The sequence below is a fragment of the Limimaricola cinnabarinus genome (assembly GCF_047631075.1).
Taxonomy (GTDB): Bacteria; Pseudomonadota; Alphaproteobacteria; order Rhodobacterales; family Rhodobacteraceae; genus Limimaricola; species Limimaricola cinnabarinus.
The window spans coordinates 75,784-98,751 of the sequence record NZ_JBLHYX010000015.1 but is presented as its reverse complement, the minus strand read 5'-3'; the positions used below and the strand labels follow the sequence as shown (position 1 = coordinate 98,751).

General features: G+C 67.0%; 23 protein-coding genes. 10 read left to right on the top strand and 13 right to left on the bottom strand.

The features are described from left to right. Positions 1-20 precede the first annotated feature (20 nt). Positions 21-455 carry an FKBP-type peptidyl-prolyl cis-trans isomerase gene (locus tag ACJASC_RS13115; protein WP_415146431.1) on the top strand — a complete coding sequence of 145 codons (435 nt, stop codon included), beginning with the start codon at positions 21-23 and terminating at the stop codon, positions 453-455. 119 nt (positions 456-574) lie between these two features. On the opposite strand, the gene ACJASC_RS13110 is transcribed toward ACJASC_RS13115, so the two are convergent. The 4 genes from ACJASC_RS13110 to fabA form a co-directional block, all read right to left on the bottom strand. Then, positions 575-1,009 carry a VOC family protein gene (locus ACJASC_RS13110; protein WP_415146430.1) on the bottom strand — a complete coding sequence of 145 codons (435 nt, stop codon included), beginning with the start codon at positions 1,007-1,009 and terminating at the stop codon, positions 575-577. A 63-nt stretch (positions 1,010-1,072) separates the two neighbouring features. Continuing rightward, entirely contained in the window at positions 1,073-1,858 is a 786-nt protein-coding gene (locus ACJASC_RS13105) for an enoyl-ACP reductase FabI (RefSeq protein ID WP_415146429.1), read from the bottom strand. A gap of 22 nt (positions 1,859-1,880) precedes the next feature. Further along, positions 1,881-3,110, bottom strand: coding sequence for a beta-ketoacyl-ACP synthase I (fabB, locus tag ACJASC_RS13100; protein WP_415146428.1), 1,230 nt, complete (start codon positions 3,108-3,110; stop codon positions 1,881-1,883). A gap of 22 nt (positions 3,111-3,132) precedes the next feature. Then, entirely contained in the window at positions 3,133-3,642 is a 510-nt protein-coding gene (gene fabA / locus ACJASC_RS13095) for a bifunctional 3-hydroxydecanoyl-ACP dehydratase/trans-2-decenoyl-ACP isomerase (RefSeq protein WP_021694796.1), read from the bottom strand. 139 nt (positions 3,643-3,781) lie between these two features. Here fabA and irrA point away from each other — a divergent pair, with 139 nt between their 5' ends. The 4 genes from irrA (at position 3,782) to ACJASC_RS13075 (ending at position 6,468) form a co-directional block, all read left to right on the top strand. Then, positions 3,782-4,207 carry an iron response transcriptional regulator IrrA gene (gene irrA, locus ACJASC_RS13090; protein ID WP_415146427.1) on the top strand — a complete coding sequence of 142 codons (426 nt, stop codon included), beginning with the start codon at positions 3,782-3,784 and terminating at the stop codon, positions 4,205-4,207. Between the two features lie 140 nt (positions 4,208-4,347). Next, the gene (gene proC / locus ACJASC_RS13085) at positions 4,348-5,163 is read left to right on the top strand and encodes a pyrroline-5-carboxylate reductase (RefSeq protein WP_415146426.1); all 816 of its coding nucleotides are present in this window, start codon (positions 4,348-4,350) and stop codon (positions 5,161-5,163) included. Beyond that, positions 5,156-5,509 carry a tRNA-binding protein gene (locus tag ACJASC_RS13080; RefSeq protein ID WP_415146425.1) on the top strand — a complete coding sequence of 118 codons (354 nt, stop codon included), beginning with the start codon at positions 5,156-5,158 and terminating at the stop codon, positions 5,507-5,509. The genes proC and ACJASC_RS13080 overlap by 8 nt, the downstream gene beginning before the upstream one ends. Further along, a complete protein-coding gene (locus ACJASC_RS13075; RefSeq protein WP_415146424.1) occupies positions 5,506-6,468 on the top strand; it encodes a 2-hydroxyacid dehydrogenase in 963 nt (320 codons plus the stop codon). The genes ACJASC_RS13080 and ACJASC_RS13075 overlap by 4 nt, the downstream gene beginning before the upstream one ends. Before the next feature lie 3 nt (positions 6,469-6,471). Here ACJASC_RS13075 and ACJASC_RS13070 read toward each other — a convergent pair whose 3' ends face one another. The 3 genes from ACJASC_RS13070 to carB all read right to left on the bottom strand — a co-directional run bounded on the left by ACJASC_RS13070 (position 6,472) and on the right by carB (position 11,113). Continuing rightward, positions 6,472-7,056 (bottom strand): thymidine kinase, encoded by a 585-nt coding sequence (locus ACJASC_RS13070; protein WP_415146423.1) that lies wholly within the window; start codon positions 7,054-7,056, stop codon positions 6,472-6,474. Between the two features lie 79 nt (positions 7,057-7,135). Continuing rightward, positions 7,136-7,720: an HPF/RaiA family ribosome-associated protein gene (locus ACJASC_RS13065; RefSeq protein ID WP_415146422.1), complete on the bottom strand. Its 585-nt coding sequence runs from the start codon at positions 7,718-7,720 to the stop codon at positions 7,136-7,138. 63 nt (positions 7,721-7,783) lie between these two features. Continuing rightward, on the bottom strand, positions 7,784-11,113 hold the full coding sequence (carB, locus tag ACJASC_RS13060; RefSeq protein WP_021694803.1) for a carbamoyl-phosphate synthase large subunit: 3,330 nt from the start codon (positions 11,111-11,113) through the stop codon (positions 7,784-7,786). Between the two features lie 181 nt (positions 11,114-11,294). On the opposite strand from carB, the gene ACJASC_RS13055 reads away from it, so the two are divergent. From ACJASC_RS13055 to aspS, 3 genes are all read left to right on the top strand, one after another. Then, positions 11,295-12,407, top strand: a complete 1,113-nt coding sequence (locus tag ACJASC_RS13055) for an aminodeoxychorismate synthase component I (protein WP_021694805.1) — start codon at positions 11,295-11,297, stop codon at positions 12,405-12,407. Positions 12,408-12,445: 38 nt separating this feature from the next. Then, the gene (locus ACJASC_RS13050) at positions 12,446-13,051 is read left to right on the top strand and encodes an aminotransferase class IV family protein (RefSeq protein ID WP_415146421.1); all 606 of its coding nucleotides are present in this window, start codon (positions 12,446-12,448) and stop codon (positions 13,049-13,051) included. A 72-nt stretch (positions 13,052-13,123) separates the two neighbouring features. Beyond that, positions 13,124-14,899, top strand: a complete 1,776-nt coding sequence (aspS, locus tag ACJASC_RS13045) for an aspartate--tRNA ligase (protein ID WP_415146420.1) — start codon at positions 13,124-13,126, stop codon at positions 14,897-14,899. An 80-nt stretch (positions 14,900-14,979) separates the two neighbouring features. Here aspS and ACJASC_RS13040 read toward each other — a convergent pair whose 3' ends face one another. Continuing rightward, positions 14,980-15,339, bottom strand: coding sequence for a diacylglycerol kinase (locus ACJASC_RS13040; protein ID WP_045320176.1), 360 nt, complete (start codon positions 15,337-15,339; stop codon positions 14,980-14,982). 158 nt (positions 15,340-15,497) lie between these two features. On the opposite strand from ACJASC_RS13040, the gene trhA reads away from it, so the two are divergent. Further along, positions 15,498-16,154 (top strand): PAQR family membrane homeostasis protein TrhA, encoded by a 657-nt coding sequence (gene trhA / locus ACJASC_RS13035; RefSeq protein ID WP_415146419.1) that lies wholly within the window; start codon positions 15,498-15,500, stop codon positions 16,152-16,154. 16 nt (positions 16,155-16,170) lie between these two features. On the opposite strand, the gene ACJASC_RS13030 is transcribed toward trhA, so the two are convergent. After that, positions 16,171-16,944 carry a M48 family metallopeptidase gene (locus ACJASC_RS13030; RefSeq protein ID WP_415146418.1) on the bottom strand — a complete coding sequence of 258 codons (774 nt, stop codon included), beginning with the start codon at positions 16,942-16,944 and terminating at the stop codon, positions 16,171-16,173. Positions 16,945-17,097: 153 nt separating this feature from the next. Here ACJASC_RS13030 and ACJASC_RS13025 point away from each other — a divergent pair, with 153 nt between their 5' ends. After that, entirely contained in the window at positions 17,098-17,334 is a 237-nt protein-coding gene (locus tag ACJASC_RS13025) for a hypothetical protein (RefSeq protein WP_021694812.1), read from the top strand. Positions 17,335-17,432: 98 nt separating this feature from the next. On the opposite strand, the gene ACJASC_RS13020 is transcribed toward ACJASC_RS13025, so the two are convergent. From ACJASC_RS13020 to ACJASC_RS13005, 4 genes are read right to left on the bottom strand one after another with little or no spacing between them, the layout of a single operon-like run. Beyond that, a complete protein-coding gene (locus ACJASC_RS13020) occupies positions 17,433-17,693 on the bottom strand; it encodes a formate dehydrogenase subunit delta (protein ID WP_021694813.1) in 261 nt (86 codons plus the stop codon). Beyond that, a complete protein-coding gene (fdhD, locus tag ACJASC_RS13015) occupies positions 17,683-18,489 on the bottom strand; it encodes a formate dehydrogenase accessory sulfurtransferase FdhD (RefSeq protein ID WP_415146417.1) in 807 nt (268 codons plus the stop codon). The genes ACJASC_RS13020 and fdhD overlap by 11 nt, the downstream gene beginning before the upstream one ends. Further along, positions 18,486-21,437, bottom strand: a complete 2,952-nt coding sequence (fdhF, locus tag ACJASC_RS13010; RefSeq protein ID WP_415146416.1) for a formate dehydrogenase subunit alpha — start codon at positions 21,435-21,437, stop codon at positions 18,486-18,488. Before fdhF ends, fdhD begins: the two co-directional genes overlap by 4 nt. Continuing rightward, positions 21,434-22,966 carry a formate dehydrogenase beta subunit gene (locus tag ACJASC_RS13005; protein WP_415146440.1) on the bottom strand — a complete coding sequence of 511 codons (1,533 nt, stop codon included), beginning with the start codon at positions 22,964-22,966 and terminating at the stop codon, positions 21,434-21,436. Before ACJASC_RS13005 ends, fdhF begins: the two co-directional genes overlap by 4 nt. Positions 22,967-22,968: the final 2 nt, after the last annotated feature.

The following is a 22,968-nucleotide window of genomic DNA, read 5'->3' as shown; positions in this document are numbered from 1 at the left end:
CCCAGTTCAAGGAGAGGCTCATGACGCAAGTCAAGCAGGGCGACACCGTACGCATTCACTACACTGGTACTCTGAATGACGGCCAGACCTTCGATTCGAGCGAAGGCCGCGAGCCGCTCGAGTTCCAGGTCGGTTCGGGCCAGATCATCCCCGGTCTCGACAGCGCCATGCCCGGCATGGAAGTCGGCGAGAAGAAGACCGTCGAGGTCGCTTGCGACAACGCCTATGGCCAGCCCGACCCGAACGCGCGTCAGGCCGTGCCGCGCGATTCGATCCCGGACGACATTCCGGTCGATCCGGGCACTCGCCTGCAGATGCAGACCCCGCAGGGCCAGGTCGTGCCGGTGACGGTGATGGAAGCGACCGAGGAGCAGGTCGTGCTCGACGCGAACCACCCGCTGGCCGGTCAGGACCTGACCTTCAACGTCGAGTTGGTCGGCGTCGATCCGGCCTGATCCCGGACGATCGAAGACGAAAGGCCCCGGCGACACACGTTGCCGGGGCCTTTTCATGTCGAACGCCCGGTACGGCCGGTTGCGTCATGCCGGCGGGACGGTTGGCGAGGGGTTGGGTTTCAGCCCTTCTGCGCCGCCATTGCCGCCCGCATCTTCTCGGTGTCCATCCAGCCCGGCTCGAAGGTGTTGCCGTCAGGGTCGCGGAAACAGCGGCCATACATGACGTCGCCATATTCCTGCTTGCGACCGGTGTCGCTGCCGCCATGCGCCACCGCCGCCTCGACGATGGCGTCGACCGCCTCGCGAATGTCGCGCGGGATCGCGACGAGCACCCCGGTGCTCTCGTGCGGATCGGCGACGGGGCCGGGGCCGGGGGCGAAACTGGCGAAGGTCTCGCGGTCAAGCAGCATCAGGCAGGCGCCCTCGGTCAAGCGGATGCAGGTCGTGTGCTCGCCGGTGAACTGCTCCACCGTCGAAAAGCCCAGCCCCTCGTAGAAGGCACGGGCGCGGGCGGCGTCCGCCACCGGCAGGTTGACGTAGACGATATGTGACATGGAAGGGCTCGCGACAGGGTGACCTGTCACGAGCCTATACCCGTCGCGCCATCGCGCAAGCTTTCAGAGATTCTCGCTCTGCGGCATGCCGAGTACGTGGTAGCCGCCATCGACATGGATGATCTCGCCGGTGGTGCAGGCCGCGGCGTCCGAGCAGAGATAGAGCGCGGTGCCGCCCACCGCCTCGAGCGTCGCGTTGGACCGCATCGGCGCGTTGGCGTCGGTGTGCTTGAAAGTCTTGCGCGCGCCGCCGATGGCGGCCCCCGCCAGCGTCTTCATGGGCCCCGGCGAGACCGCGTTGACGCGGATGCCCTCGGGGCCGAGATCGTTGGCGAGGTAGCGCACGGAGGATTCCAGCGCCGCCTTGGCCACGCCCATCACGTTGTAGAACGGCGTCACCTTGTTCGAGCCCTGATAGGTCAGGGTGATGATCGAGCCACCGGCGCTCATCAGCGGATGCGCCCGGCGCGCGATGTCGATCAGTGAGTAGCAGGAGATGGTGAGCGAGTTACGGAAGTTTTCGCGGCTGGTGTTGATGAACCGGCCCGCCAGCTCGTCCTTGTTGGAATAGGCGATGGCGTGGATCACGAAGTCGAGCCGACCCCAGCGCTCCTCGATCTTCTTGAACGCCGCGTCGAGCGAGGCGTCGTCGGTGACGTCCACATCGAGCAGGAAGTCCGAGTTCACCTGCGCCACGAGCGGCGCGACGCGCCGCCCGAAGGTCTCTCCCTGGTAGGAGAAAGCCAGCTCGGCACCTGCGCCATGCAGCGCCTTGGCGATGCCCCAGGCGATCGAGCGGTCGTTCGCCACGCCCATCACAAGGCCGCGCTTGCCCACCATCGAGATCATCGGCTCACTCCGTTCAAAATCGTCAGTCGTTGAAGCGGGACAGCAGCATCGAGCCGTTGGTGCCGCCGAAACCGAAGCTGTTGGTCATCACCGTCTCGAGTCCGGCATTCTCGCGCAGCTCGGTCGCGATCTCGCCCTCGTTGATCCCCTCGGCGAGGTTCTCGACGTTGATCGACGGCGCGATGTAGTCGCCCTTGAGCATCAGCAGGCAGTAGATCGCCTCCTGTGCGCCGGTCGCGCCCTGGCTGTGGCCGGTCATCGACTTGGTCGAGGAAATGGGCGGGGTATTGCCCTCGCCGAAGACGCGGCGGACCGCCTCGACCTCGCCCACGTCGCCCACCGGCGTCGAGGTGCCATGCGCGTTGATGTAGCCGACGCGGCGGCCTTCGGGCAGGGTGGAGAGCGCGATGCGCATCGCCCGCTCGCCGCCTTCGCCCGAGGGCGCCACCATGTCGTGCCCGTCCGAGGTTGCGGCAAAGCCGGTGACTTCGGCGTAGATCTTGGCGCCCCGGGCCTTCGCGTGCTCCAGATCCTCGAGCACCACCATGCCGCCACCACCGGCGATGACAAAGCCGTCACGGTCACGGTCGAAGGCCCGGCTGGCCTTCTGGGGCGTGTCGTTGAACTTGGAGGACATCGCGCCCATCGCGTCGAACAGGCACGACAGGGTCCAGTCGAGTTCCTCGCCGCCACCGGCGAACATCACATCCTGCTTGCCCATCATGATCTGCTCGGCAGCCGCGCCGATGCAGTGCAGCGAAGTCGAGCAGGCCGAGGTGATCGAGTAGTTGATGCCCTTGATCGCGTAGGCGGTCGAGAGGTTCGCCGAGACCGTGGACGACATGCCGCGCGGCACCATGAGTGGTCCGATGCGCTTTGGCGAGCCGGTCTTGAGCACGGTCTGGTGTGCGGCGAAGAGGTTCGAGGTCGAAGGACCGCCCGAGCCCGCGATCAGGCCGGTGCGCTCGTTCGAGATATCGGCTTCTTCAAGACCCGCATCCGCGATGGCCTGACGCATCGAGAGATAGGCATAGCCCGCCCCCGGCCCCATGAAGCGCAGGGTACGCTTGTCGATCTCTTCCTTGAGATCGATCTTCAACGTGCCGGCGACACGACTGCGAAAGCCGTATTCGGACATTTCCTCCGAGGCCTCGATGCCCGAGCGGCCCGCGCGCAGCGCGGCGTCCACTTCCTCAGCCGAATTGCCGATGGGCGAGACGACCCCGAGACCGGTGACGACGACGCGACGCATGGCGTCTCCTTCCTTGACGGGTTCAGCTCTCGGAGAGAGCGACCTTCATGTCCTTGACGAGATAGATGGTTTCACCGTCGGCCTCGACCCGGCCGTCGGCGACGCCCATGGTCAGGCGGCGGGTCTGCACCGCCTTGGTGAAATCCACGTAATAGGTGAGCTTCTTGCGATCGGGGCGCACCATGCCGGTGAGCTTCACCTCGCCGACGCCGAGCGCGTAGCCGCGTCCCTTCCAGCCGCGCCAGCCGAGGTTGAACCCGGTGAGCTGCCACAGCCCGTCGAGCCCGAGGCAGCCGGGCATGATCGGGTTGCCGGGAAAGTGGCACTCGAAGAACCACAGATCCGGCGTGATGTCGAACTCGGCCACGACATGGCCCTTGCCATGCTCGCCCCGGTCGCCCGAGATGTCGGTGATGCGATCCATCATCAGCATCGGCGGCGCCGGAAGCTGGGCGTTGCCTTCGCCGAACAGTTCACCGCGCGCGCATTTGAGCAGCGCGTCCTTGTCGAACTGGGTCGGATATTCTGACATGTGGCCCCGTCGGTTTTAGCATGTTTGTCTGCCCCAAGGCTCTAGCACCGTGCCGCGCGATAGGGCAAGAGCGGCGCGGTCCGGCACGATGTCGTGCAACATTGAAATCGCGTCCGATAAAGGGCATATCTGTCGGGTCATGACGCACAACCCCCATCCTCGCGCCCGCCGCGGCGCCGATTGGCTGGCCACCGCCGGGCTGCGCCCGACGCGCCAGCGGCTGGCGCTCGCTACGCTTTTGGTAGGCGATGGGCAGGACCGCCACGTCACCGCCGAGAGCCTGTTCGAGGCGGCGTCGCAATCGGGGCACAAGGTCTCGCTCGCCACGGTCTACAACACGCTTTCGGCCTTCTGCGCCGCGGGCCTGATGCGCGAGATCACGGTGGATGGCTCCAAGAGCTATTTCGACACCGACATGACGGATCACCCGCATTTCTTCTGGGAGGAGGAGGCGCGGCTTTCGGATGCGCCCGCCGACCAGCTCGAAATCTCGCGCCTGCCTTCGGCCCCCGAAGGGGCGGAGATCGCCAAGGTCGACGTGGTGATCCGCCTGCGCCGCTGCTGATCGGCCTCGATCCTCAAACACCGATGCCCCGACCTCGATGATGCTTGGGCCACCCTGCGAAGCCCAGGCGTCGGGTCATCTGCTTGCAGCTTGCGCCCCGCGCGCCTAGCCTCCCGCGCAAACTCAAAGGAGGTTGCGCCATGCAGATGGATGAAGTTGCGCGCCGGGGCCTCGTGCTCCTTGGCTGCGGCAAGATGGGTTCGGCGATGCTGGCGGGCTGGCTCGATGGCGGACTGCCCAAACAGTCGGTCACCGTGCTCGATCCCAAGCCGTCGGAATGGCTGCAAAAGCAGGGCGTGCGCCTGAACGAGGACCTGCCCGAGGACCCGGCGATCGTGCTGGTCGCGGTCAAGCCGCAGATGATGGGCGACGCGCTGCCCACGATGCAGGCCAAGGGCAACGGTTCCACGCTCTTCGTTTCGGTCGCCGCCGGCACGCCGATCGCCAAGTTCGAGCAGGCGCTGGGGGAAAAGACCCCCATCGTGCGCGCCATGCCCAACACGCCGTCGGCGATCGGCCGCGGCATCACCGCGATCATCGGCAACGAGCATGCGACGGCCGAGCAGGTCGATCTCGCCGAGAAACTCCTCAAGGCGGTGGGGCAGGTGGTCCGGCTCGACAACGAGGATCAGATGGACGGCGTGACGGCGGTGTCCGGCTCGGGCCCGGCCTATGTGTTCCACCTGATCGAGACGATGGCCAAGGCGGGCGAGGAGCAGGGGCTCAGCCCGGAGCTGGCGCTGCAGCTGGCCTCGGCCACGGTGGCGGGCGCGGGCGCTCTGGCGGATGGCTCGGACGAGCATCCGGGCAAGCTGCGCGAGAATGTGACCTCACCCAATGGCACCACGCAGGCCGCCCTCGACGTGCTGATGAACGAGACCGACGGCTTCCCGGTGCTTCTGAGCCGGGCGCTCAAGGCCGCCGCCGACCGCTCTCGCGAGCTTGCGAATGGGTGAGGCGCGATCCCCTGAGATCGTCTTCGACGATTTCGCCAAGGTCGACATCCGCGCGGGCCTCGTGACCCGCGCGGAGCCTTACCCCGAGGCGAGAAAGCCCGCGATCAAGCTCTGGATCGATTTCGGCGACGAGATTGGCGAAAAACGGTCCTCGGCGCAGATCACCACACATTACGACCCCGCAACCCTCGAAGGCCGGCAGGTGCTGGCGGTGGTGAACTTTCCGCCGCGCCAGATCGGCAAGTTCGTCTCCGAAGTGCTGGTCCTCGGCCTGCCCGACGCGGATGGCGCGATCGTGCTGATCGGCCCCGACCAGCCCGTGCCGCTCGGAGGGCGGCTGTCATGAGCAAGAAGACCCTTCTCGTCACGCGGCCCTTGCCGCAATCCGTGCTCGATGCCTGCGCCGACGCCTTCGACGCCACCTTCCGCGACGCGGATCGCGGCCTGACCGAGGCCGAGGCGGCGCAGGCCTTGGGCGATTACGACGCGATCCTGTGCACACTGGGCGACCGCTTCACGGCCCGGGCCTTCGAACAGGCGGGCGAGATCCGCTGCGGCATGCTCGCCAATTTCGGGGTGGGCTACAACCACATCGACGCGAAGGCCGCGCGCACCGCCGGTGTCGCGGTATCGAACACGCCCGACACGGTGACCGACGCCACCGCCGATATCGGCATTACGTTGCTTCTGGCCGCCGCGCGCCGCGCGGGCGAGGGTGAGCGGCTGGTGCGCGCAGGAAAGTGGTCCGGCTGGGCTCCGACGCAGATGCTGGGCGCCCATGTCACCGGCAAGACCGTGGGCATCGTCGGCATGGGCCGGATCGGGCAGGCGGTGGCGACGCGCTGCGCGCTGGGCTTCAACATGCAGGTGCTGTTCCACAACCGGTCGTCCAAATCCGTGCCCCTTCCGGCGCTTCAGGTCGGCGATCTCGAGGAGCTGATGTCCTCGTCGGATTTCATCATTGTCACCGTGCCCGCGACGCCCGAGACGCGGCACATGATCTCGGCCGAGATGATCGCCGCGATGAAGCCCGGCGCAATCCTCGTCAACATCGCGCGCGGCGACGTGGTCGACGAGCAGGCGCTGATCGAGGCGCTGCGAGAGCGCCGGATCGGCGGCGCCGGGCTCGATGTCTACGAGAACGAGCCCGAGGTGCCCCAAAGCCTGCGCGAGCTGGAGAACGTCGTGCTGTTGCCGCACTTGGGCACCGCGGCGCTCGAGGTGCGGGAGGCGATGGGGCGGATGGCGCTCGACAACGCGATCGCTTGGGTCGGTGGCGAGACGCCGCCACAGATCGTCAACTGATCCTCACGCGGGGCGGTCGCCGATCGCCTCGCGGAAATGCCGTCGGCAGAGCGAGACATAGCGGTCGTTGCCGCCGATCTCGACCTGATCGCCGCCCGTGGCGACCCGACCTTGGGCATCCTTGCGCACCACCATCGTCGCCTTGCGCCCGCAATGGCAGATCGTGCGCACCTCGCGCATTTCGTCAGCCAGCGCCAGAAGCGTGGCCGAGCCGGGAAACAGCTCCCCGAGGAAATCGACGCGCAGCCCGTAGCACATCACCGGCACGTTCAGATCGTCCACCGCGCGGGCAAGCTGCCAGACCTGCCGGGGCGACAGGAACTGCGCCTCGTCGATGAAGACGCAGGCGCAGGGCGTCTCCAGCCGTCGCTCGATCTTGTCGAAGAGGTCGTCATCCGTGTCGAAGGTGTCGGCCGGACTGCCGATGCCGATCCGGCTCTTGATGAAGCCCTCACCGCCGCGGTTGTCGAACTTGGCGGTGAGCAGGTAGGTCTGCATCCCGCGCTCGTCGTAATTATGCGCTGCCTGCAGCAGCACCGTCGACTTGCCGGCGTTCATCGTCGAGTAGTTGAAATAGAGCTTGGCCATGAGCCGGTCAGATACAGTGAGCGGCGCGTCGTGACAACGCGCCGCTCCCGGCTGGATGGTTATTTCCGGGGCCCGTGCGTCAGACGCGCGACGGCACCTCGCCCTCGATCCGCATCCGGCCGATCGGGCGCACGCTCGTCGCCTGCGGCCCCATGCCGTTGGGCCCGTCATCGACAATGGAGAGCTCGACCGGCGTGTCCTCCTCGAGCTTCTCGAAGCCGTTCTCGGCCACGCTCGCCTTGTGGAACCAGATGTCGCGGCCGTCGAGCGTCTCGATGAAGCCGTATTCCGTGAAAAGCTGGCGCACTCGGCCCTGCGGCGGACCCTCGTGGTTCTTCACTTCGCCCTGCACCTTCTGGGCGGCGTGTTCGAGCTGCCGTTCCATCGCATAGAAGGCGTCGCGGACCGCGAGGTAAGGGTCATGCTTGTCGCCTTTTCCGGGATCGTGGCTCACCACGAGTTCCTTGCCCGGCACGCGGCACTCGATGCGCACGTGGTATCCCTTGGCCCCCGCCTGACTGCGGTTGGGCACCTCGACCACGACGTGGCAGCTAGTGATATGGCTGTGAAAACGCTCGAGCTTGTCGGCCCGTTCGCGGATCTTGGCCTCAAGCCCGTCGGAGCTGTCCATGTTGTGGAAGGCGATCTCGAGGGGGGTGTCCATGCGTCTCTCCCTTCTGGTTGGTGAGGGAGAAACGCATGGTGCCTTAGGCCGTTCCGGCTGACGTCACGCCTGCAGCGAACGCACGCCCACCTCGCCCTCGACACGGGCCTTCATCGCCTGCGCCGCGGCTTGTGCCGCGGCAGCGGTGGTGAAGTAGGGGATCTTGGCATGCAGTGCTGCCGAGCGGATGTCGCGGCTGTCCTCGATCGCCTGCGCGCCCTCGGTGGTGTTCATCACCAGCGCCACGTGCCCGTCCTTGAGCCGGTCGACGATGGTGAGCCCGCCCTCGTAGAGCTTGTTGACCAATTCCGCCTCGACGCCGTTCTCCTTGAGCCAGCCCAGCGTGCCGCGCGTGGCGAGGATGGTGAGGCCCAGAGAGGTGACGATGCGCGCGGCCTCGGCCATGTCGGCGGTCTTGTCGCCGTCGCGGATCGACAGGAACACGCGGCCCTCGCGCGGCAGATCCGAGCCCGCGCCCATCTGCGCCTTGAGAAAGGCCAGAGCAAAGCTGCGGTCCCAGCCCATCACCTCGCCGGTGGAGCGCATCTCCGGCCCGAGGATGGTGTCGACGCCGGGGAAGCGGGCGAAGGGCAGCACCGCCTCCTTGACCGAGAACCACGGCATGTTCGGGTCGGCCAGCGTCATCGGGTCGGCATAAGGCAGGTCGCTGTCGTAATCGACGTTCTCGTAGGCCGGGCGGAACGGGAAGGCCGACAGCTTTTCGCCCGCCATGAGGCGCGCGGCGATGCTCGCGATGGCGCTGTCGGTCGCCTTGGCGACGAAGGGCACGGTGCGCGAGGCACGCGGGTTGACCTCGATCAGGTAGACCTCATCATCCTTGACCGCGAACTGCACGTTCATCAGCCCGACCACGCCGAGCGCCAATGCCAGCGCCTCGGTCTGGCGCCGGATCTCGGCCTGGATCTCGGAGCTGAGCGAGTGCGGCGGCAGGCAGCACGCACTGTCGCCCGAATGCACGCCGGCCTCCTCGATGTGCTGCATGATCCCCGCGACATGGACCTTCTCGCCGTCGCAGAGCGCGTCCACGTCCACCTCGGTCGCGCCCGAGAGGTAGCTGTCGAGCAGCACCGGGCTGTCGCCCGAGACGATGACGGCGTTGCGGATGTAGCGCTTGAGATGGTCCATGTCGCGGACGATCTCCATGGCCCGGCCGCCCAGCACGTAGGAGGGGCGGATCACCAGCGGGAAGCCGATATCGTCGGCGATGTCGATCGCCTGCTGGTCGGTCGAGGCGATGCCGTTCACCGGCTGTTTGAGGCCGAGACGGTTCACGAGATCCTGGAACCGCTCGCGGTCCTCGGCGAGGTCGATCGCGTCGGGCGTGGTGCCGAGGATCGGGATGCCTTCGGCCTCGAGCGCGCGCGCCAGCTTGAGCGGGGTCTGGCCGCCGAACTGCACGATCACACCGTGCAGCGTGCCGTTCTCCTGCTCGACGCGCAGGATCTCCATCACGTGCTCGAAGGTAAGCGGTTCGAAATAGAGCCGGTCCGAAGTGTCGTAATCGGTCGAGACCGTCTCGGGGTTGCAGTTGACCATTATGGTCTCATAGCCCGCATCGGTCAGCGCAAAGCAGGCATGACAGCAGCAATAGTCGAACTCGATGCCTTGGCCGATCCGGTTCGGACCGCCGCCCAGGATCACGACTTTCTTGCGGTCCGAGGGCCGCGCCTCGTCTTCGACCTCGCCCATCACGGGATGCTCGTAGGTCGAATACATGTAGGGCGTCTGCGCCTCGAACTCGGCGGCGCAGGTGTCGATCCGCTTGAACACCGCCGTGACGCCGAGGCTGCGACGCGCGCGGCGGATGTCGTCCTCGTCGCGGCCCGTCAGCGTGGCAAGGCGCGCGTCGGTGAAACCCATCATCTTGAGGTGGCGCAGCCCCTCCTCGGTGGTGGGCAGGCCGGTCTTGCGCACGTCGTTCTCGGTGTCGACGATCTCGCGGATCCGGTCGAGGAACCACGGGTCGAACTTGGTCACCGCCTGAATCTCGTCATTCGACAGACCCTCGCGCATCGCCTGCGCGATGACGCGGATCCGGTCGGGGGTGGTCTTCGACAGCGCCTTGGTGATCGCCGCGCGGTCCGGCGCGCCGGCGATCTCGATCTCGTCGAAACCGGTGAGACCGGTCTCCATCGAGGCCAGCGCCTTCTGGAAGGATTCGTGGAAGGTCCGGCCGATGGCCATCGCCTCGCCCACCGATTTCATCGCGGTGGTGAGATGCGGCTCGGAGCCGGGGAACTTCTCGAAGGCAAAGCGCGGGATCTTGGTGACGACGTAATCGATGGTCGGCTCGAAGCTCGCGGGCGTCACTTTGGTGATGTCGTTGTCGAGTTCGTCGAGCGTGTAGCCCACGGCGAGCTTGGCCGCGATCTTGGCGATCGGAAAACCGGTGGCCTTGGAGGCCAGTGCCGAGGAGCGCGACACGCGCGGGTTCATCTCGATCACCACCATGCGGCCGTCATCGGGGTTCACCGCCCATTGCACGTTCGACCCGCCGGTCTCGACGCCGATCTCGCGCAGCACGGCAATCGATCCGTTGCGCATGTGCTGGTATTCGCGGTCGGTGAGCGTCAACGCCGGGGCCACGGTGATCGAATCGCCGGTATGCACGCCCATCGGATCGACGTTCTCGATGGCGCAGACGATGATGGCATTGTCGGCGCGGTCGCGCACGACTTCCATCTCGTATTCCTTCCAGCCGAGCAGGCTCTCATCCACGAGGATCTGGCCCACGGGCGAGGCGTCCATGCCGGTGCGGCAGTAATGCTCGTATTCGGCGCGGTTGTAGGCGATGCCGCCGCCCGTTCCGCCCAGCGTGAAGGCGGGGCGGATGATCGCTGGCAGGCCGATCTCCTCGAGCGCCTCGATGGCGAGGCTGACGCCCGCGTTCAGGTCGCGCTTGCCATTGGCCATCTTGGGCGCGGTGACGATCGTGGCCTTGGGGTTCTCGAGTCCGATCCGGTCCATCGCCTCGCGGAACAGCTTGCGGTCCTCGGCCATCTCGATGGCCTCGCGCTTGGCACCGATCATCTCGACGCCGAACTTCTCGAGCACGCCCATGTCGGCGAGCGCCAGCGAGGTGTTGAGACCGGTCTGCCCGCCCATGGTCGGCAAAAGCGCGTCGGGGCGCTCCTTTTCGATGATCTTGGCGACGACCTCGGGTGTGATCGGCTCGATATAGGTGGCATCGGCGAGACCGGGGTCGGTCATGATCGTTGCGGGGTTGGAGTTCACGAGGATGACCCGGTAGCCTTCCTCGCGCAGCGCCTTGCAGGCTTGCGCGCCCGAGTAATCGAACTCGCAGGCCTGGCCGATGACGATCGGCCCCGCGCCGATGATCATGATCGAGCGGATATCGGTTCTTTTCGGCATGGGACCCTCGTGTTTCTCGCGCCGCCTCAGGGGAGGGGGGCCGCGCAAATCGTCGCGGTTATAGACATGGGCGATCTCAGCGCAAGGCCCCGCGGTCCCGCTAGGGAAGGCAATCGCACCGCCCTCTGTTGCCTGACCGCCCGGCGATGTATCGGGGAGGCGCAAAAGAATGTGGGCGAACATGCGGATCGGCTTCGACAAGGGCCCCGAAGGACGGGGCGCCATATTTTCGCGGCCCCGGCGCCTGATCGAGGCGTGGCGGCCCGAAGGCGTGCCCCTCGCGCTCGCCGCGATCGAGGCGGCGCGGGCCGAAGGCGCCTGGATCGCGGGCTATGCGAGCTATGAGTTGGGCTATGCGCTGGAGCGGCGGCTGCGCGCCCTGATGCCGCCCGATCGCCGCCTGCCGCTGTTGCGCTTCGGCGTGTTCGAGGAGGGCCCCGGCGACTGGACGCCAGAGGCGGGGCCCGCGCAGTTGGGTGCGTTCGAGCCGCGATGGACGCCGCAGGATCACCGCGCGGCGCTGGAGCAGGTACGCGGCTATATCGGCGCGGGCGACATCTATCAGGCGAACCTGACATTCCCGCTCGACGCCGAATGCTCGGGCGGCGCAGAGGCACTCTTTGCCGCGCTGTCGCGGGGCCAGCCCGTGGCGCATGGTGCGATGGTCGAGCAGGACGGTCTGCCCGCACTGATCTCGCGTTCGCCGGAATTGTTCTTTGCCACCGACGGGGCAGGGGGCATCGAGACGCGGCCCATGAAGGGCACGCGGCCCCGCGGCGCGACCGAGGCCGAGGACGAGGCGCACCGCGCGTTCCTTGTCTCGGATGAGAAGAACCGCGCCGAAAACCTGATGATCGTCGATCTTCTGCGCAACGATCTGAGCCGGGTGGCCGTGCCCGGCTCGGTCGCGGTGCCGAAATTGTTCGAAGTCGAGACCTATGCCTCGGTGCACCAGATGGTGAGCCATGTGACCGCGAGGCTCGCCCCCGGCGCGGGGCTCGCGGCGATCCTTGCAGCGCTCTTTCCCTGCGGCTCGATCACCGGCGCGCCGAAGCTGCGCGCGATGGAGATCATCCGCGAGTTGGAGCCATGGCCGCGCGGGGCCTATTGCGGTGCGATCGGCTGGGCGGCACCCGACGGGCGGTCCTCGTTCAACGTGGCAATCCGCACGCTGACGGTCGAAGGCGGGCGCGCCACGCTCAATGTCGGCGGCGGCATCGTCTGGGACAGCGAGGCGGCCTCGGAATGGGACGAGGCGTTGTGGAAAACCCGCTTCGCGCGCAGTCTGGCGTGATCCGGCAACTTCGCTTGGAAAATACTCGGATCGCGCATATGCCCCACGCCACCCCGCCGAAGATCATCGAAACGCTGGGCGCCCATCCGGGCGAGGGGCCGCGCCGCTTGGCCGCGCATCTCGACAGGATGGAGCGCACCGCGCTGGCGCTGGGCTATCCCTTCGATCGCGCCCGGGCCGAAGCCCTGCTCGATCTCGCCCCCGAGACCCCGCAGCGCTGCCGGCTCACGCTCGATTCCGACGGCGCGCTCGACCTGACCACCGGTCCCCTGGCCCCGAACCCGACGCTCTGGCGCGTGGCGATCCATCCCGAGCCGCTGAATGCCGGTGATCCGTGGCTGGGATACAAGACGACGCGCCGGGCGCTCTATGACCGGGCGCGGGCCGCGCTGCCCGAAGGCATCGACGAATGGCTGTTCCTGAACCGGGCGGGGGAGGTCTGCGAGGGTACGATCACCAATCTCTTCACCGAGACGCTGACGCCCGCCTTGTCCTCGGGGCTGCTGCCCGGCGTGCTTCGGGCCGAGCTTCTGGGACAGGGCTGGCGCGAGGCGGTGCTGCGGCCCGCCGACCTCGATGGCGCACGCCTGTTCATGGGCAATTCGCTCCGGGGGCTGATCGAGGCGCGTCTCGTGGCTGTCTGACCTCTCGGCTTGCTTGACATCAAGGCCCCAACCCGGTGTATCGGCGCGACACCCGCCGAAAGGGACCCAAGAATGCACGCCTACCGCACCCACACCTGCGCCGCCCTGACCTCTGACAATGTCGGCGATACCGTCCGGCTGTCGGGCTGGGTGCATCGGATCCGCGACCATGGCGGCATCCTGTTCATCGACCTGCGTGACCATTACGGCATGACGCAGGTGCTGTGCGATCCCGACAGCGCCGCCTTCGCAGATGTCGAAAAGCTGCGCTCGGAATGGTGTATCCGCATCGACGGCGAGGTGAAGGCGCGCGCGCCCGAGCTGGTGAACTCCAAGCTGCCCACCGGCGAGATCGAGGTCTTCGTGCGCGGCGTCGAGGTGCTGGGTGCGTCGAAGGAGCTGCCGCTGCAGGTTTTCGGCGATCAGGAATACCCCGAGGAGACGCGTCTCAAGTACCGCTATCTCGACCTGCGCCGCGAGCAGATGCAGGCCAATATGACGCTGCGCTCGGACGTGGTCCGCTCGATCCGCCAGCGCATGTGGGACCAGAACTTCCGCGAGTACCAGACGCCGATCATCACCGCCTCCTCGCCCGAAGGCGCGCGCGACTTCCTCGTGCCGAGCCGCCTGCATCCGGGCAAGTTCTACGCGCTGCCGCAGGCGCCGCAGCAGTTCAAGCAGCTCCTGATGGTGTCGGGCTTCGACAAGTATTTCCAGATCGCGCCGTGTTTCCGCGACGAGGACCCGCGCGCCGACCGTTCGCCCACCGATTTCTACCAGCTCGATCTCGAGATGAGCTTTGTCGAGCAGAGCGACGTGTTCGACACGATCCAGCCAGTGATGCAGGGCATCTTCGAGGAGTTCGGCGGCGGCCGGAAGGTCGACACCGAATGGCCGCTGATCTCCTACAAGGACGCCGCCCTTTGGTACGGCACCGACAAGCCCGATCTGCGCAACCCGATCAGAATGCAGGACGTGTCCGAGCATTTCAAAGGCTCGGGCTTCGCGATCTTCGCCAAGCTTCTGGAGCAGGAGGGCACGCAGATCCGCGCCATCCCGGCACCCACGGGCGGCAGCCGCAAGTTCTGCGACCGGATGAACGCCTTCGCCCAGAAGGAGGGTCTTCCGGGGATGGGCTACATCTTCTGGCGCGAGGCCGAGGGCGGCATGGAAGCGGCAGGCCCGCTCGCCAAGAACATCGGGCCTGAGCGCACCGAGGCGATCCGCCAGCAGCTCGGCTTGGGCGTCGGTGACGCGGCCTTCTTCCTTGGTGGCAAGCCCGAGGGGTTCGAGCGCGTCGCCGGCAAGGCGCGCGTCGCGATCGGCGAGGAGCTTGGCCTGACCGAGACCGACCGTTTCGCCTTTGCTTGGATCGTCGACTTCCCGATGTACGAAAAGGACGACGAGGGCCGCATCGACTTTTCGCACAACCCGTTCTCGATGCCGCAGGGTGGGATGGAGGCGCTGCAGGGCGATCCGCTCGAAGTGCTTGGCTACCAGTACGACCTCGCCTGCAACGGCTACGAGCTGATCTCGGGCGCGATCCGGAACCACAAGCCGGAGATCATGTTCAAGGCGTTCGAGCTGGCGGGCTACGGCGAAGACGAGGTGAAGAAGCGCTTCGGCGGCATGGTCAACGCGTTCCAGTACGGCGCGCCTCCGCATGGCGGCTGCGCCGCCGGGATCGACCGGGTCGTGATGCTGCTCGCGGACGAGGCCAACATCCGCGAGGTCATCCTCTTTCCGATGAACCAGCGGGCCGAGGACCTGATGATGAACGCGCCGTCCGAGCCCGCGAACGAGCAGCTGCGCGAGCTGCGGCTGCGGGTACTGCCGCCCGAAAGCTGATCGGCGCAGGCACCGACAGAAAGAAGGCCGCATCCCTCAGGGATGCGGCCTTTCTCATGTCAGCCGTTGCGACGCGTCGATCAGAACACCAGCCCGCCCAGCACGCAGATCCAGGCCAGCCCCACGGCCGCGCCTGCGACGGCGACGGCTGCGGAGCCCGAATCCTTGGCCTGCTTGGCCAAGGCGCGGCGTTCTTCCGAGACGTCGTCGACGACACGCTCGATCGCGGTGTTGAGACATTCGAAGGCCAGCACCATGACGCCGCCCATCAGGATCATGCCGCGTTCGCCCGCCGAAACCGGCAGCACGAAGATCAGGATGGCCGAGACGATGTTGGCCCACATCCACTGATGCAGGCTGCCTTCGGTACGCCAGATATGCCTGAGCCCCTGCCAGGACCAGACCGCGCGCATGCGCAGCCTCTCGTAATGTTGTCGCATGTCTCGCCCCCGGGCTTCGCAAAAGCAGATATGACCTGTGCGAAAGGGGATGCCAATGAGGGCCCGCATCCTTTGGCATGATCATTTGTTGCCGTTGTCGCCACGTCCTCTACCTATGCGCTCTCCCACGGCACGCGGCATGCGCTAGATAACCACGCATGACACCGCAACACGAAGAATATCCCGCTTACGCACGCTCCGAGCGCATCGCTGATGGCGTGATCCACGCCCTCGGCGTGATCTTCGCCTTGGCCGGGGCCATCTTGCTGGTCTCGCTCTCGGCTTGGAGCGAAGAGGCGCGCATCGACCGGACCGTCGCCGTGGCGATCTATGGTGGTGCGCTGATCGCAACCTTTTCGGCCTCGGCATTCTATCACATGACGCCGTGGACCCGGCTGCGGCCGTTGCTGCGCCGGATCGATCACGCGGCGATCTATTTCAAGATCGCGGGCACCTACACGCCGCTCGTGGTGCTGATCGGCTCGGCCTTCGCCTATGCGATCCTCGCGGTGGTCTGGGCCATCGCGCTGGGCGGGGCCGTGACCAAGCTGTTCTTCTGGAAGAGCCCCGGCAGGCTCGGCCCGACGCTTTATCTTCTGATGGGCTGGCTCAGCATCGCGCTGGTCTGGTCGCTGGCGATGACGCTGCCCGTGGCCTCGACCGCGCTGGTGGTGATCGGCGGGCTGCTCTATTCGGCTGGCGTGATCTTCTTCGTCTGGGAAGGGCTGCGCTTTTCCAACGCGATCTGGCATGGTTTCGTGCTCGCCGCCTCGGCCTGCTTCTTCGCCGCGATCGCGATGGGGGTGCTCGGCTGAGCACCCCCGCCTCGCGTCAGAGCCGGGCGACGGTCTGGCGCACGATGTCCATGCGCTGCGCGTTCGGCGGGTGCGTCCCGAGCAGCCGGTCGCCGGGGTCGGGTATACGCAGGAAGAACTGTGCGCCATTGACCGCGTCATAACCCGCGCGCTGGGCGATGGTCGCCCCGAGGGCGTCGGCCTCGAGTTCGAAATCCTTGGAGTAGCTGCGCGCGCCGAATCCGGCGCCGAGCTGCTGCGCGGTGCGCACCGCGCTTTCGTTGCCGCCCCCCAGCCCGGTGGCGAGCTGTCCGAACACCGTCGCGCCGATCGCGGCGTTGCGGCTCTGGCGGTCGAGATGGCCCGCGATGTGATGCGCCGCCTCGTGGCTCAGCACGAAGGCCAGCTCGTCGGCGTTCTGCACTTCACTCAAAAGCGCCACGGTAAAGGCCAGAAGCGGACGGCCCTGCGCGTCGCGGGTCTGAAAGGCGTTGGCGGGCTGGCCGGGACGGTCGTCGACGACAATGCGGAAATCGCAATCGAGTTGCGGCGCGTTGGCGCGGCAGACCTGCTCGGCCACAGGTTCGAGCCGCTCCACGACCTGCACGAAATTGCGCGCCGCCGTTCGCGCGGCGTCGGGGTTGGCCACCGGGCCCGGACCCTTGGAAATGGTGACATTGGTGGGGGCGGGGGTGCCGGGGCGCGTCACGGTGGTGGTGCGCTGCGGCCCCGAGGCCACGACAACGGGCGGCGCACAGGCCGACAGCCCGAGGCCGGCGACCAGGGCGAAACAGGAAAGGCGAGACAACATCGGCAACTATATCCGGTTCGTCGTGAAGAATTACCACGATCCTAGCCGCCGCCCCGAGGCGCGACCAGCCCTGCGGGCGTGTCTCTCACGCGATCGGCATCGCGCCGCCGCTCGCGGCTTGCGCCGCCTTCGCGCGCCGCCTAGGCTGAGCCCATGTTCACCATCGAGCACGATTTCGACGCCACGGTCGTCACCCTCGTCGACGAAGGCGCCGCGCATCTTCAGGAAGACGTCACCGTCTGCGCCTTCGAGGATTGCGTGACGGTCGAGCAATACGATGCCCGTCGCGACGCGGTGGTGCGGATCACGCTGTCGCTGCATCAGGCGCGCGAGCTGCAGGCGGCGCTGAACCTGCCCGAGGGCATCTACCGCGCGAAACGCGGCGGCTGACCGGACGACCGGTCCGCGATGTCGCACCCGGCCGGAGCCGGGCGCCGTGAATATTCGTGGACTGAAGTTGCGAGGTCGGGCGCCCGTCGGGGCCGCCCTCACTCCTCTTCGGAATGGGCGGGAACCGCCTTGCCGAACTCGCGCCAGATCTCCGCACCGCGGCGGGCGAGGGGGGTGAGCGCGTCCGCCTCGTTGGTATCAAGCATCGCGAACAACCGGTCGCGCATACGTGGCTCCCAGAACGAGCGCAGATGTTCGGCCACGCGCTCGGCGCGTGTGCCCTCGGCCTGGCTCTCGAAGAAGGTGGCGATCTGGTTCGCCATGTAGACGAGCTTCTGGTCGGTGGTTCTAGAGGACATGGGCGGCTCCGATACGGGCGTGATGGGTAAAGATGCGGGTGCCATGGCGGTTGTGGGTGACAAGCGCGATGCCGGCTTCCTCGGCGAGACGCACGGCATGGGCCGTGGGCTGCGAGACCGACAGCATGAGCGGAGCGCCGATCATCGCGGTCTTCTGGACCATCTCCAGCGACAGCCGGGAGGTCAGCACGATGGCGCCCGAAGCGGGATCGGTCCCGGCCGCGGCCATGGCGCCCGCCAGCTTGTCGAGGGCGTTGTGGCGGCCCACATCCTCGCGCGCCAGAACGATGCCTTGGCCGGGGACGTAGAAGCCCGCCGCGTGGACCGCGCGGGTTTCGTCGTGCAGCGGCTGCCGCGTGCGCAGGCCGTCGAGCGCCGCGGCGATCTCGGACACGGCGAGCACGAGGCCGGAGGCGGGCACGGCACGCACCTCCCGCGCCGCCTGCGCGAGGCTGTCGATGCCGCACAGCCCGCAGCCCACCGGGCCAACCTGCGCGCGGCGGCGCGCGTCGAGCGCGGCCTGCCTGTCCTCGGGGAGCCAGATCCGGGCTTCGATGCCGTTTTCCTGTCCGACGATCTCGACATCGCCGATCTCGTGGGCCTCGGCGAAGCCTTCGGTGATGGTGAAGCCGCGCGCGAAATCCTCGATGTCGGCAGGGGTGGTCATCATCACCGCCTGGGTCGAGCCGTTGTAGACCACCGCCACCGGAGTCTCCTCGGGCAGCGACACGGGCGCGGACTCCGCGCCCGTGTCGTGGGCCGCAACCCGGCTATAGGGATGCAGCTCCTCGCTCATTCCGCCGCGGGCAGGATGCGGCGCGATTGCTCGGCCTGCGCCTCGTAGTCCTGCTGCCATTCCGACGGGCCGTTCGACGGGCTGACCTGCACCGCCGTCACCTTGTATTCCGGGCAGTTGGTGGCCCAGTCCGAAAAGTCGGTGGTGATGACGTTGGCCTGCGTCGTCGGGTGGTGGAAGGTGGTGTAGACCACGCCCGGGCTGACCCGGTCGGTGATCAGCGCGCGCAGGCTCGTGTCGCCCGAGCGCGAGGCGAGCCGCACGTAGTCGCCATCCTTCACGCCGCGCACCTCGGCGTCATGCGGGTGGATCTCCAGCACGTCCTCCTCGTGCCAGCGCGAGTTTTCGGTGCGGCGCGTCTGCGCGCCCACGTTGTACTGCGACAGGATGCGGCCCGTAGTGAGCAGCAGCGGGAAGCGAGGGCCGGTCTTTTCGTCGGTCGCCACGTATTCGGTGCGGATGAAGCGCCCGCGACCGCGCACGAAGCCGTCGATATGCATGAGCGGCGTGCCCTCGGGCGAGGCATCGTTGCAGGGCCACTGCACCGAACCCTGCTCCTCCAAGAGCTCGTAGCTGACATTGGCGAAACTCGGCGTGGTCGCCGCGATCTCGGCCATGATCTGCGCGGGGTGGGTATAGGTCCAGCCACCGCCCATCGCGTTCGCCAGCAACTGCGTCACTTCCCAGTCGGCATAGCCGTTCTTCGGCGCCATGACCTTGCGCACGCGGTTGATGCGGCGCTCGGCGTTGGTGAAGGTGCCATCCTTCTCGAGGAAGGTCGAGCCGGGCAGGAAGACATGCGCGTAGTTCGCGGTTTCGTTCAGGAACAGGTCCTGCACGATCACGCACTCCATCGCCGCGAGTCCCGCCGCCACGTGCTTGGTGTCGGGGTCGGACTGAAGGATGTCCTCGCCCTGACAATAGAGGCCCTTGAACGTGCCGTCGACCGCCGCGTCGAGCATGTTGGGGATGCGCAGGCCGGGCTCGCTATCGAGCTTGACCTTCCACAGGCTCTCGAACACCTCGCGCACCTCCGAGCCCGCCACGTGGCGATAGCCCGGAAGCTCGTGCGGGAAGGAGCCCATGTCGCACGAGCCCTGCACGTTGTTCTGGCCGCGCAGCGGGTTCACGCCGACGCCGCGACGACCGATGTTGCCGGTCAGCATGGCGAGGTTGGCGATGCCGATCACGGTGGTCGAGCCTTGGGAGTGCTCGGTCACGCCGAGACCGTAGTAGATCGCGCCGTTGCCGCCCGTGGCGTAGAGGCGCGCGGCGCGGCGCAGTTCCTCGGCGGGGACGCCGGTGAGCATCTCGACGGCTTCGGGCGAATGGCGATCCTCGGCCACGAACTCGACGTAGTCCTGGAATTCCTCCCAGTCGCAGCGGGTGCGGATGAACTCCTCGTCGTAGAGCCCTTCGGTCACGATCACATGCGCGATGGCGGTGACGATCGCGACGTTGGTGCCCGGACGCAGCGCGAGATGATGCGCGGCGGCGACATGCGGGCTCTTGACGAGGTCGATCCGGCGAGGATCGACGACGATCAGCTTCGCCCCCTCCCGCAGCCGCTTCTTGAGGCGGCTCGCGAAGACCGGGTGCCCGTCGGTCGGGTTGGCCCCGATGACGACGACCACATCCGTGTCCTCGACCGAATCGAAATCCTGCGTCCCGGCCGAGGTGCCGTAGGTCTGGCCCAAGCCATAACCCGTGGGTGAGTGGCAGACGCGGGCGCAGGTGTCGGTGTTGTTGTTGCCAAAGACGGCGCGGGCCATCTTCTGGACGAGGTAGGTCTCCTCGTTGGTGCAGCGCGACGAGGTGATCACGCCGATCGACTTCTTGCCGTACTGCTCCTGAATGCCGCGCATTTTCGCGGCAGCGAAGCCGATCGCCTCCTCCCACGACACTTCGCGCCACGGCTGGTCGATCGTGTCGCGGATCATCGGGTTGAGGATGCGATCCTTGTGCGCGGCATAGCCATAGGCAAAGCGGCCCTTGACGCAGCTATGGCCGCGATTGGCCTTGCCGTGCTTGTAGGGGGTCATGCGCACCAGCTCGTCGCCGCGCATCTCGGCCTTGAACGAACAGCCGACGCCGCAATAGGCGCAGGTGGTGACGACCGAGCGCTCGGGCGTGCCGATCTCGATCACCGACTTTTCCTGAAGCGTCGCGGTCGGGCAAGCCTGCACGCAGGCGCCGCAGGACACGCAGTCCGAGGTCATGAAATCGTCGAGCTTGGTGCCCGCGGATACGCGGCTGTCGAAGCCGCGGCCCTCGATGGTCAGCGCAAAGGTGCCCTGCACCTCGTCGCAGGCCCGCACACAGCGCGAGCAGACGATGCATTTCGAGGGATCGTAGGTGAAGTAGGGGTTGCTGTCATCCTTGGGCAGGAACTGCGGGTTGTTGATGCCCACCGGTTCGCGCAGTCGCGCCTCGGCCTGGGAGCGCGCGCCGGTGCCCGAGGGATCGTAGTGGTTGTCGCCCGGCTTGTAGCGCACGTCGCGCAGGCCCACGGCCCCCGCCATGTCCTGAAGCTCGCAATCGCCGTTGGCGCCGCAGGTCAGGCAGTCGAGCGGGTGGTCGGAGATATAGAGCTCCATTACGCCCTTGCGGAGCTTCTTGATCTTGGAGGTCTGGGTGTGGACCACCATGCCCTCGGCCACCGGGGTGGTGCAGGAGGCGGGGGTGCCACGACGGCCCTCGATCTCGACCACGCAGAGGCGGCACGAGCCAAAGGCCGCCATGTTGTCGGTGGCGCAGAGCTTGGGCACCTGGATGCCCAGCTCGGCGCTGGCGCGCATGACGCTCGTGCCCTCGGGCACCGTCACCTCAAAGCCGTCGATGCTCAGCGTCACTGTCCTGGCCGAGATCGACGCGGGCGTGCCCATGTCGGTGTCGTCCTTGAGACCGGTGCCGCCGGGACCGTCGAAGGGGATCAGAAAGTCCTTCATTCCGCTGCCTCCTTGGCATTGGCATGGAAATCATCGGGGAAATGCGTGAGCGCCGACATCACCGGGTAGGGGGTGAAGCCCCCCAGCGCGCAGAGCGAGCCGTCCTTCATGGTATCGCAAAGATCCGTCAGCAGCGGGATCGCGCTCGTGTCGCCGCGCGCGATGCGGTCGACCGTCTCGACGCCGCGCACCGCGCCGATCCGGCACGGCGTGCATTTGCCGCAGCTCTCGACCGCGCAGAACTCCATCGCGAAGCGCGCCATGCCGAGCATGTCGGCGGTGTCGTCGAACACCACCACGCCCGCATGGCCGATAAGGCCACCCTCGCCGTCGAACTCCTCGTAGCCGAAGGGCGTGTCGAACTTGGAGCGCGGGAAATAGGCCCCGAGCGGCCCGCCGACCTGCACCGCCTTGACCGGGCGGCCCGTCTCCGTGCCGCCGCCGATCTCGTCGACCAGCGCGCCCAAGCTCGTGCCGAAGGCGGTCTCGAACAGGCCGCCGAACTTCACGTTGCCGGCAATCTGGATCGGGATGGTGCCGCGCGAGCGTCCCAGACCGAAATCACGGTAATGCGCGGCACCTTTCTCGAAGATCACCGGCACGGTGCCCAGAGAGATGATGTTGTTCACCACCGTCGGCTTGCCGAGGAAGCCTTCGAGCGCCGGCAGGGGGGGCTTTGCGCGCACGACGCCGCGCTTGCCTTCGAGACTGTTCAGAAGCGAGGTCTCCTCGCCGCAGACATAGGCGCCAGCGCCGACGCGGACCTCCATGTCATAGGCGAAATCCGAGCCCAGCACCGAAGCCCCGAGCACGCCGCGCGCCCGAGCGATGCGGATCGCCTCGTTCATGGTGTGAATCGCCTCGGGATACTCCGAGCGCAGGTAGATGTAGCCACGGGTCGCGCCGACGCAGATGCCCGCGATGGCCATGCCCTCGATCAGGCTGAACGGATCGCCTTCCATCAGCATCCGGTCGGCGAAGGTGCCCGAATCGCCCTCGTCGGCATTGGCGACGATGTATTTCTGGTTCGCCTCGGCGAGACGCACGGTGTCCCACTTGATGCCGGTCGGGAAGCCCGCGCCGCCACGGCCGCGCAAGCCCGATTCCTTCATCTCGTCGATCATCGCCGCGCCGGTCATCTCCAGCGCGCGGCGCAGGCCCTTGAGGCCGCCATGCGCTTCGTAGGCATCGAGCGAGAGCGGGTCGATGACGCCGACGCGGGCGAAGGTGAGGCGGGTCTGCCGCTTCATCCATTCGATCTCTTCGGTCGGGCCGAGAGCGAGGGCGTGGCTGCCCCAATCGGCGTCGAACAGCGCGCGGACGTCATGCGGCGTGACAGGGCCGAAGGCATGGCGGACACCGTCGCGCTCGATCTCGACCATCGGTTCCAGCCAGAGCATCCCGCGCGAGCCGTTGCGGACCAGCTCGACCTCGATCTCGCGGATCTTTGCCTCGGCCATCACCGCCTCCGCCACCTTCTCGGCATCGACGGCGAGGGCGGCGGCGTCGCGGGGGACGTAGATCTTCAACT

Excerpts from the sequence above, each read along its gene's own strand:
- ACJASC_RS13115 (WP_415146431.1), top strand. The coding sequence starts at position 21 with ATGACGCAAGTCAAGCAGGGCGACACCGTACGCATTCACTACACTGGT.
- ACJASC_RS13110 (WP_415146430.1), bottom strand. The coding sequence starts at position 1,009 with ATGTCACATATCGTCTACGTCAACCTGCCGGTGGCGGACGCCGCCCGC.
- ACJASC_RS13105 (WP_415146429.1), bottom strand. The coding sequence starts at position 1,858 with ATGATCTCGATGGTGGGCAAGCGCGGCCTTGTGATGGGCGTGGCGAAC.
- fabB (WP_415146428.1), bottom strand. The coding sequence starts at position 3,110 with ATGCGTCGCGTCGTCGTCACCGGTCTCGGGGTCGTCTCGCCCATCGGC.
- fabA (WP_021694796.1), bottom strand. The coding sequence starts at position 3,642 with ATGTCAGAATATCCGACCCAGTTCGACAAGGACGCGCTGCTCAAATGC.
- irrA (WP_415146427.1), top strand. The coding sequence starts at position 3,782 with ATGACGCACAACCCCCATCCTCGCGCCCGCCGCGGCGCCGATTGGCTG.
- proC (WP_415146426.1), top strand. The coding sequence starts at position 4,348 with ATGCAGATGGATGAAGTTGCGCGCCGGGGCCTCGTGCTCCTTGGCTGC.
- ACJASC_RS13080 (WP_415146425.1), top strand. The coding sequence starts at position 5,156 with ATGGGTGAGGCGCGATCCCCTGAGATCGTCTTCGACGATTTCGCCAAG.
- ACJASC_RS13075 (WP_415146424.1), top strand. The coding sequence starts at position 5,506 with ATGAGCAAGAAGACCCTTCTCGTCACGCGGCCCTTGCCGCAATCCGTG.
- ACJASC_RS13070 (WP_415146423.1), bottom strand. The coding sequence starts at position 7,056 with ATGGCCAAGCTCTATTTCAACTACTCGACGATGAACGCCGGCAAGTCG.
- ACJASC_RS13065 (WP_415146422.1), bottom strand. The coding sequence starts at position 7,720 with ATGGACACCCCCCTCGAGATCGCCTTCCACAACATGGACAGCTCCGAC.
- carB (WP_021694803.1), bottom strand. The coding sequence starts at position 11,113 with ATGCCGAAAAGAACCGATATCCGCTCGATCATGATCATCGGCGCGGGG.
- ACJASC_RS13055 (WP_021694805.1), top strand. The coding sequence starts at position 11,295 with ATGCGGATCGGCTTCGACAAGGGCCCCGAAGGACGGGGCGCCATATTT.
- ACJASC_RS13050 (WP_415146421.1), top strand. The coding sequence starts at position 12,446 with ATGCCCCACGCCACCCCGCCGAAGATCATCGAAACGCTGGGCGCCCAT.
- aspS (WP_415146420.1), top strand. The coding sequence starts at position 13,124 with ATGCACGCCTACCGCACCCACACCTGCGCCGCCCTGACCTCTGACAAT.
- ACJASC_RS13040 (WP_045320176.1), bottom strand. The coding sequence starts at position 15,339 with ATGCGACAACATTACGAGAGGCTGCGCATGCGCGCGGTCTGGTCCTGG.
- trhA (WP_415146419.1), top strand. The coding sequence starts at position 15,498 with ATGACACCGCAACACGAAGAATATCCCGCTTACGCACGCTCCGAGCGC.
- ACJASC_RS13030 (WP_415146418.1), bottom strand. The coding sequence starts at position 16,944 with ATGTTGTCTCGCCTTTCCTGTTTCGCCCTGGTCGCCGGCCTCGGGCTG.
- ACJASC_RS13025 (WP_021694812.1), top strand. The coding sequence starts at position 17,098 with ATGTTCACCATCGAGCACGATTTCGACGCCACGGTCGTCACCCTCGTC.
- ACJASC_RS13020 (WP_021694813.1), bottom strand. The coding sequence starts at position 17,693 with ATGTCCTCTAGAACCACCGACCAGAAGCTCGTCTACATGGCGAACCAG.
- fdhD (WP_415146417.1), bottom strand. The coding sequence starts at position 18,489 with ATGAGCGAGGAGCTGCATCCCTATAGCCGGGTTGCGGCCCACGACACG.
- fdhF (WP_415146416.1), bottom strand. The coding sequence starts at position 21,437 with ATGAAGGACTTTCTGATCCCCTTCGACGGTCCCGGCGGCACCGGTCTC.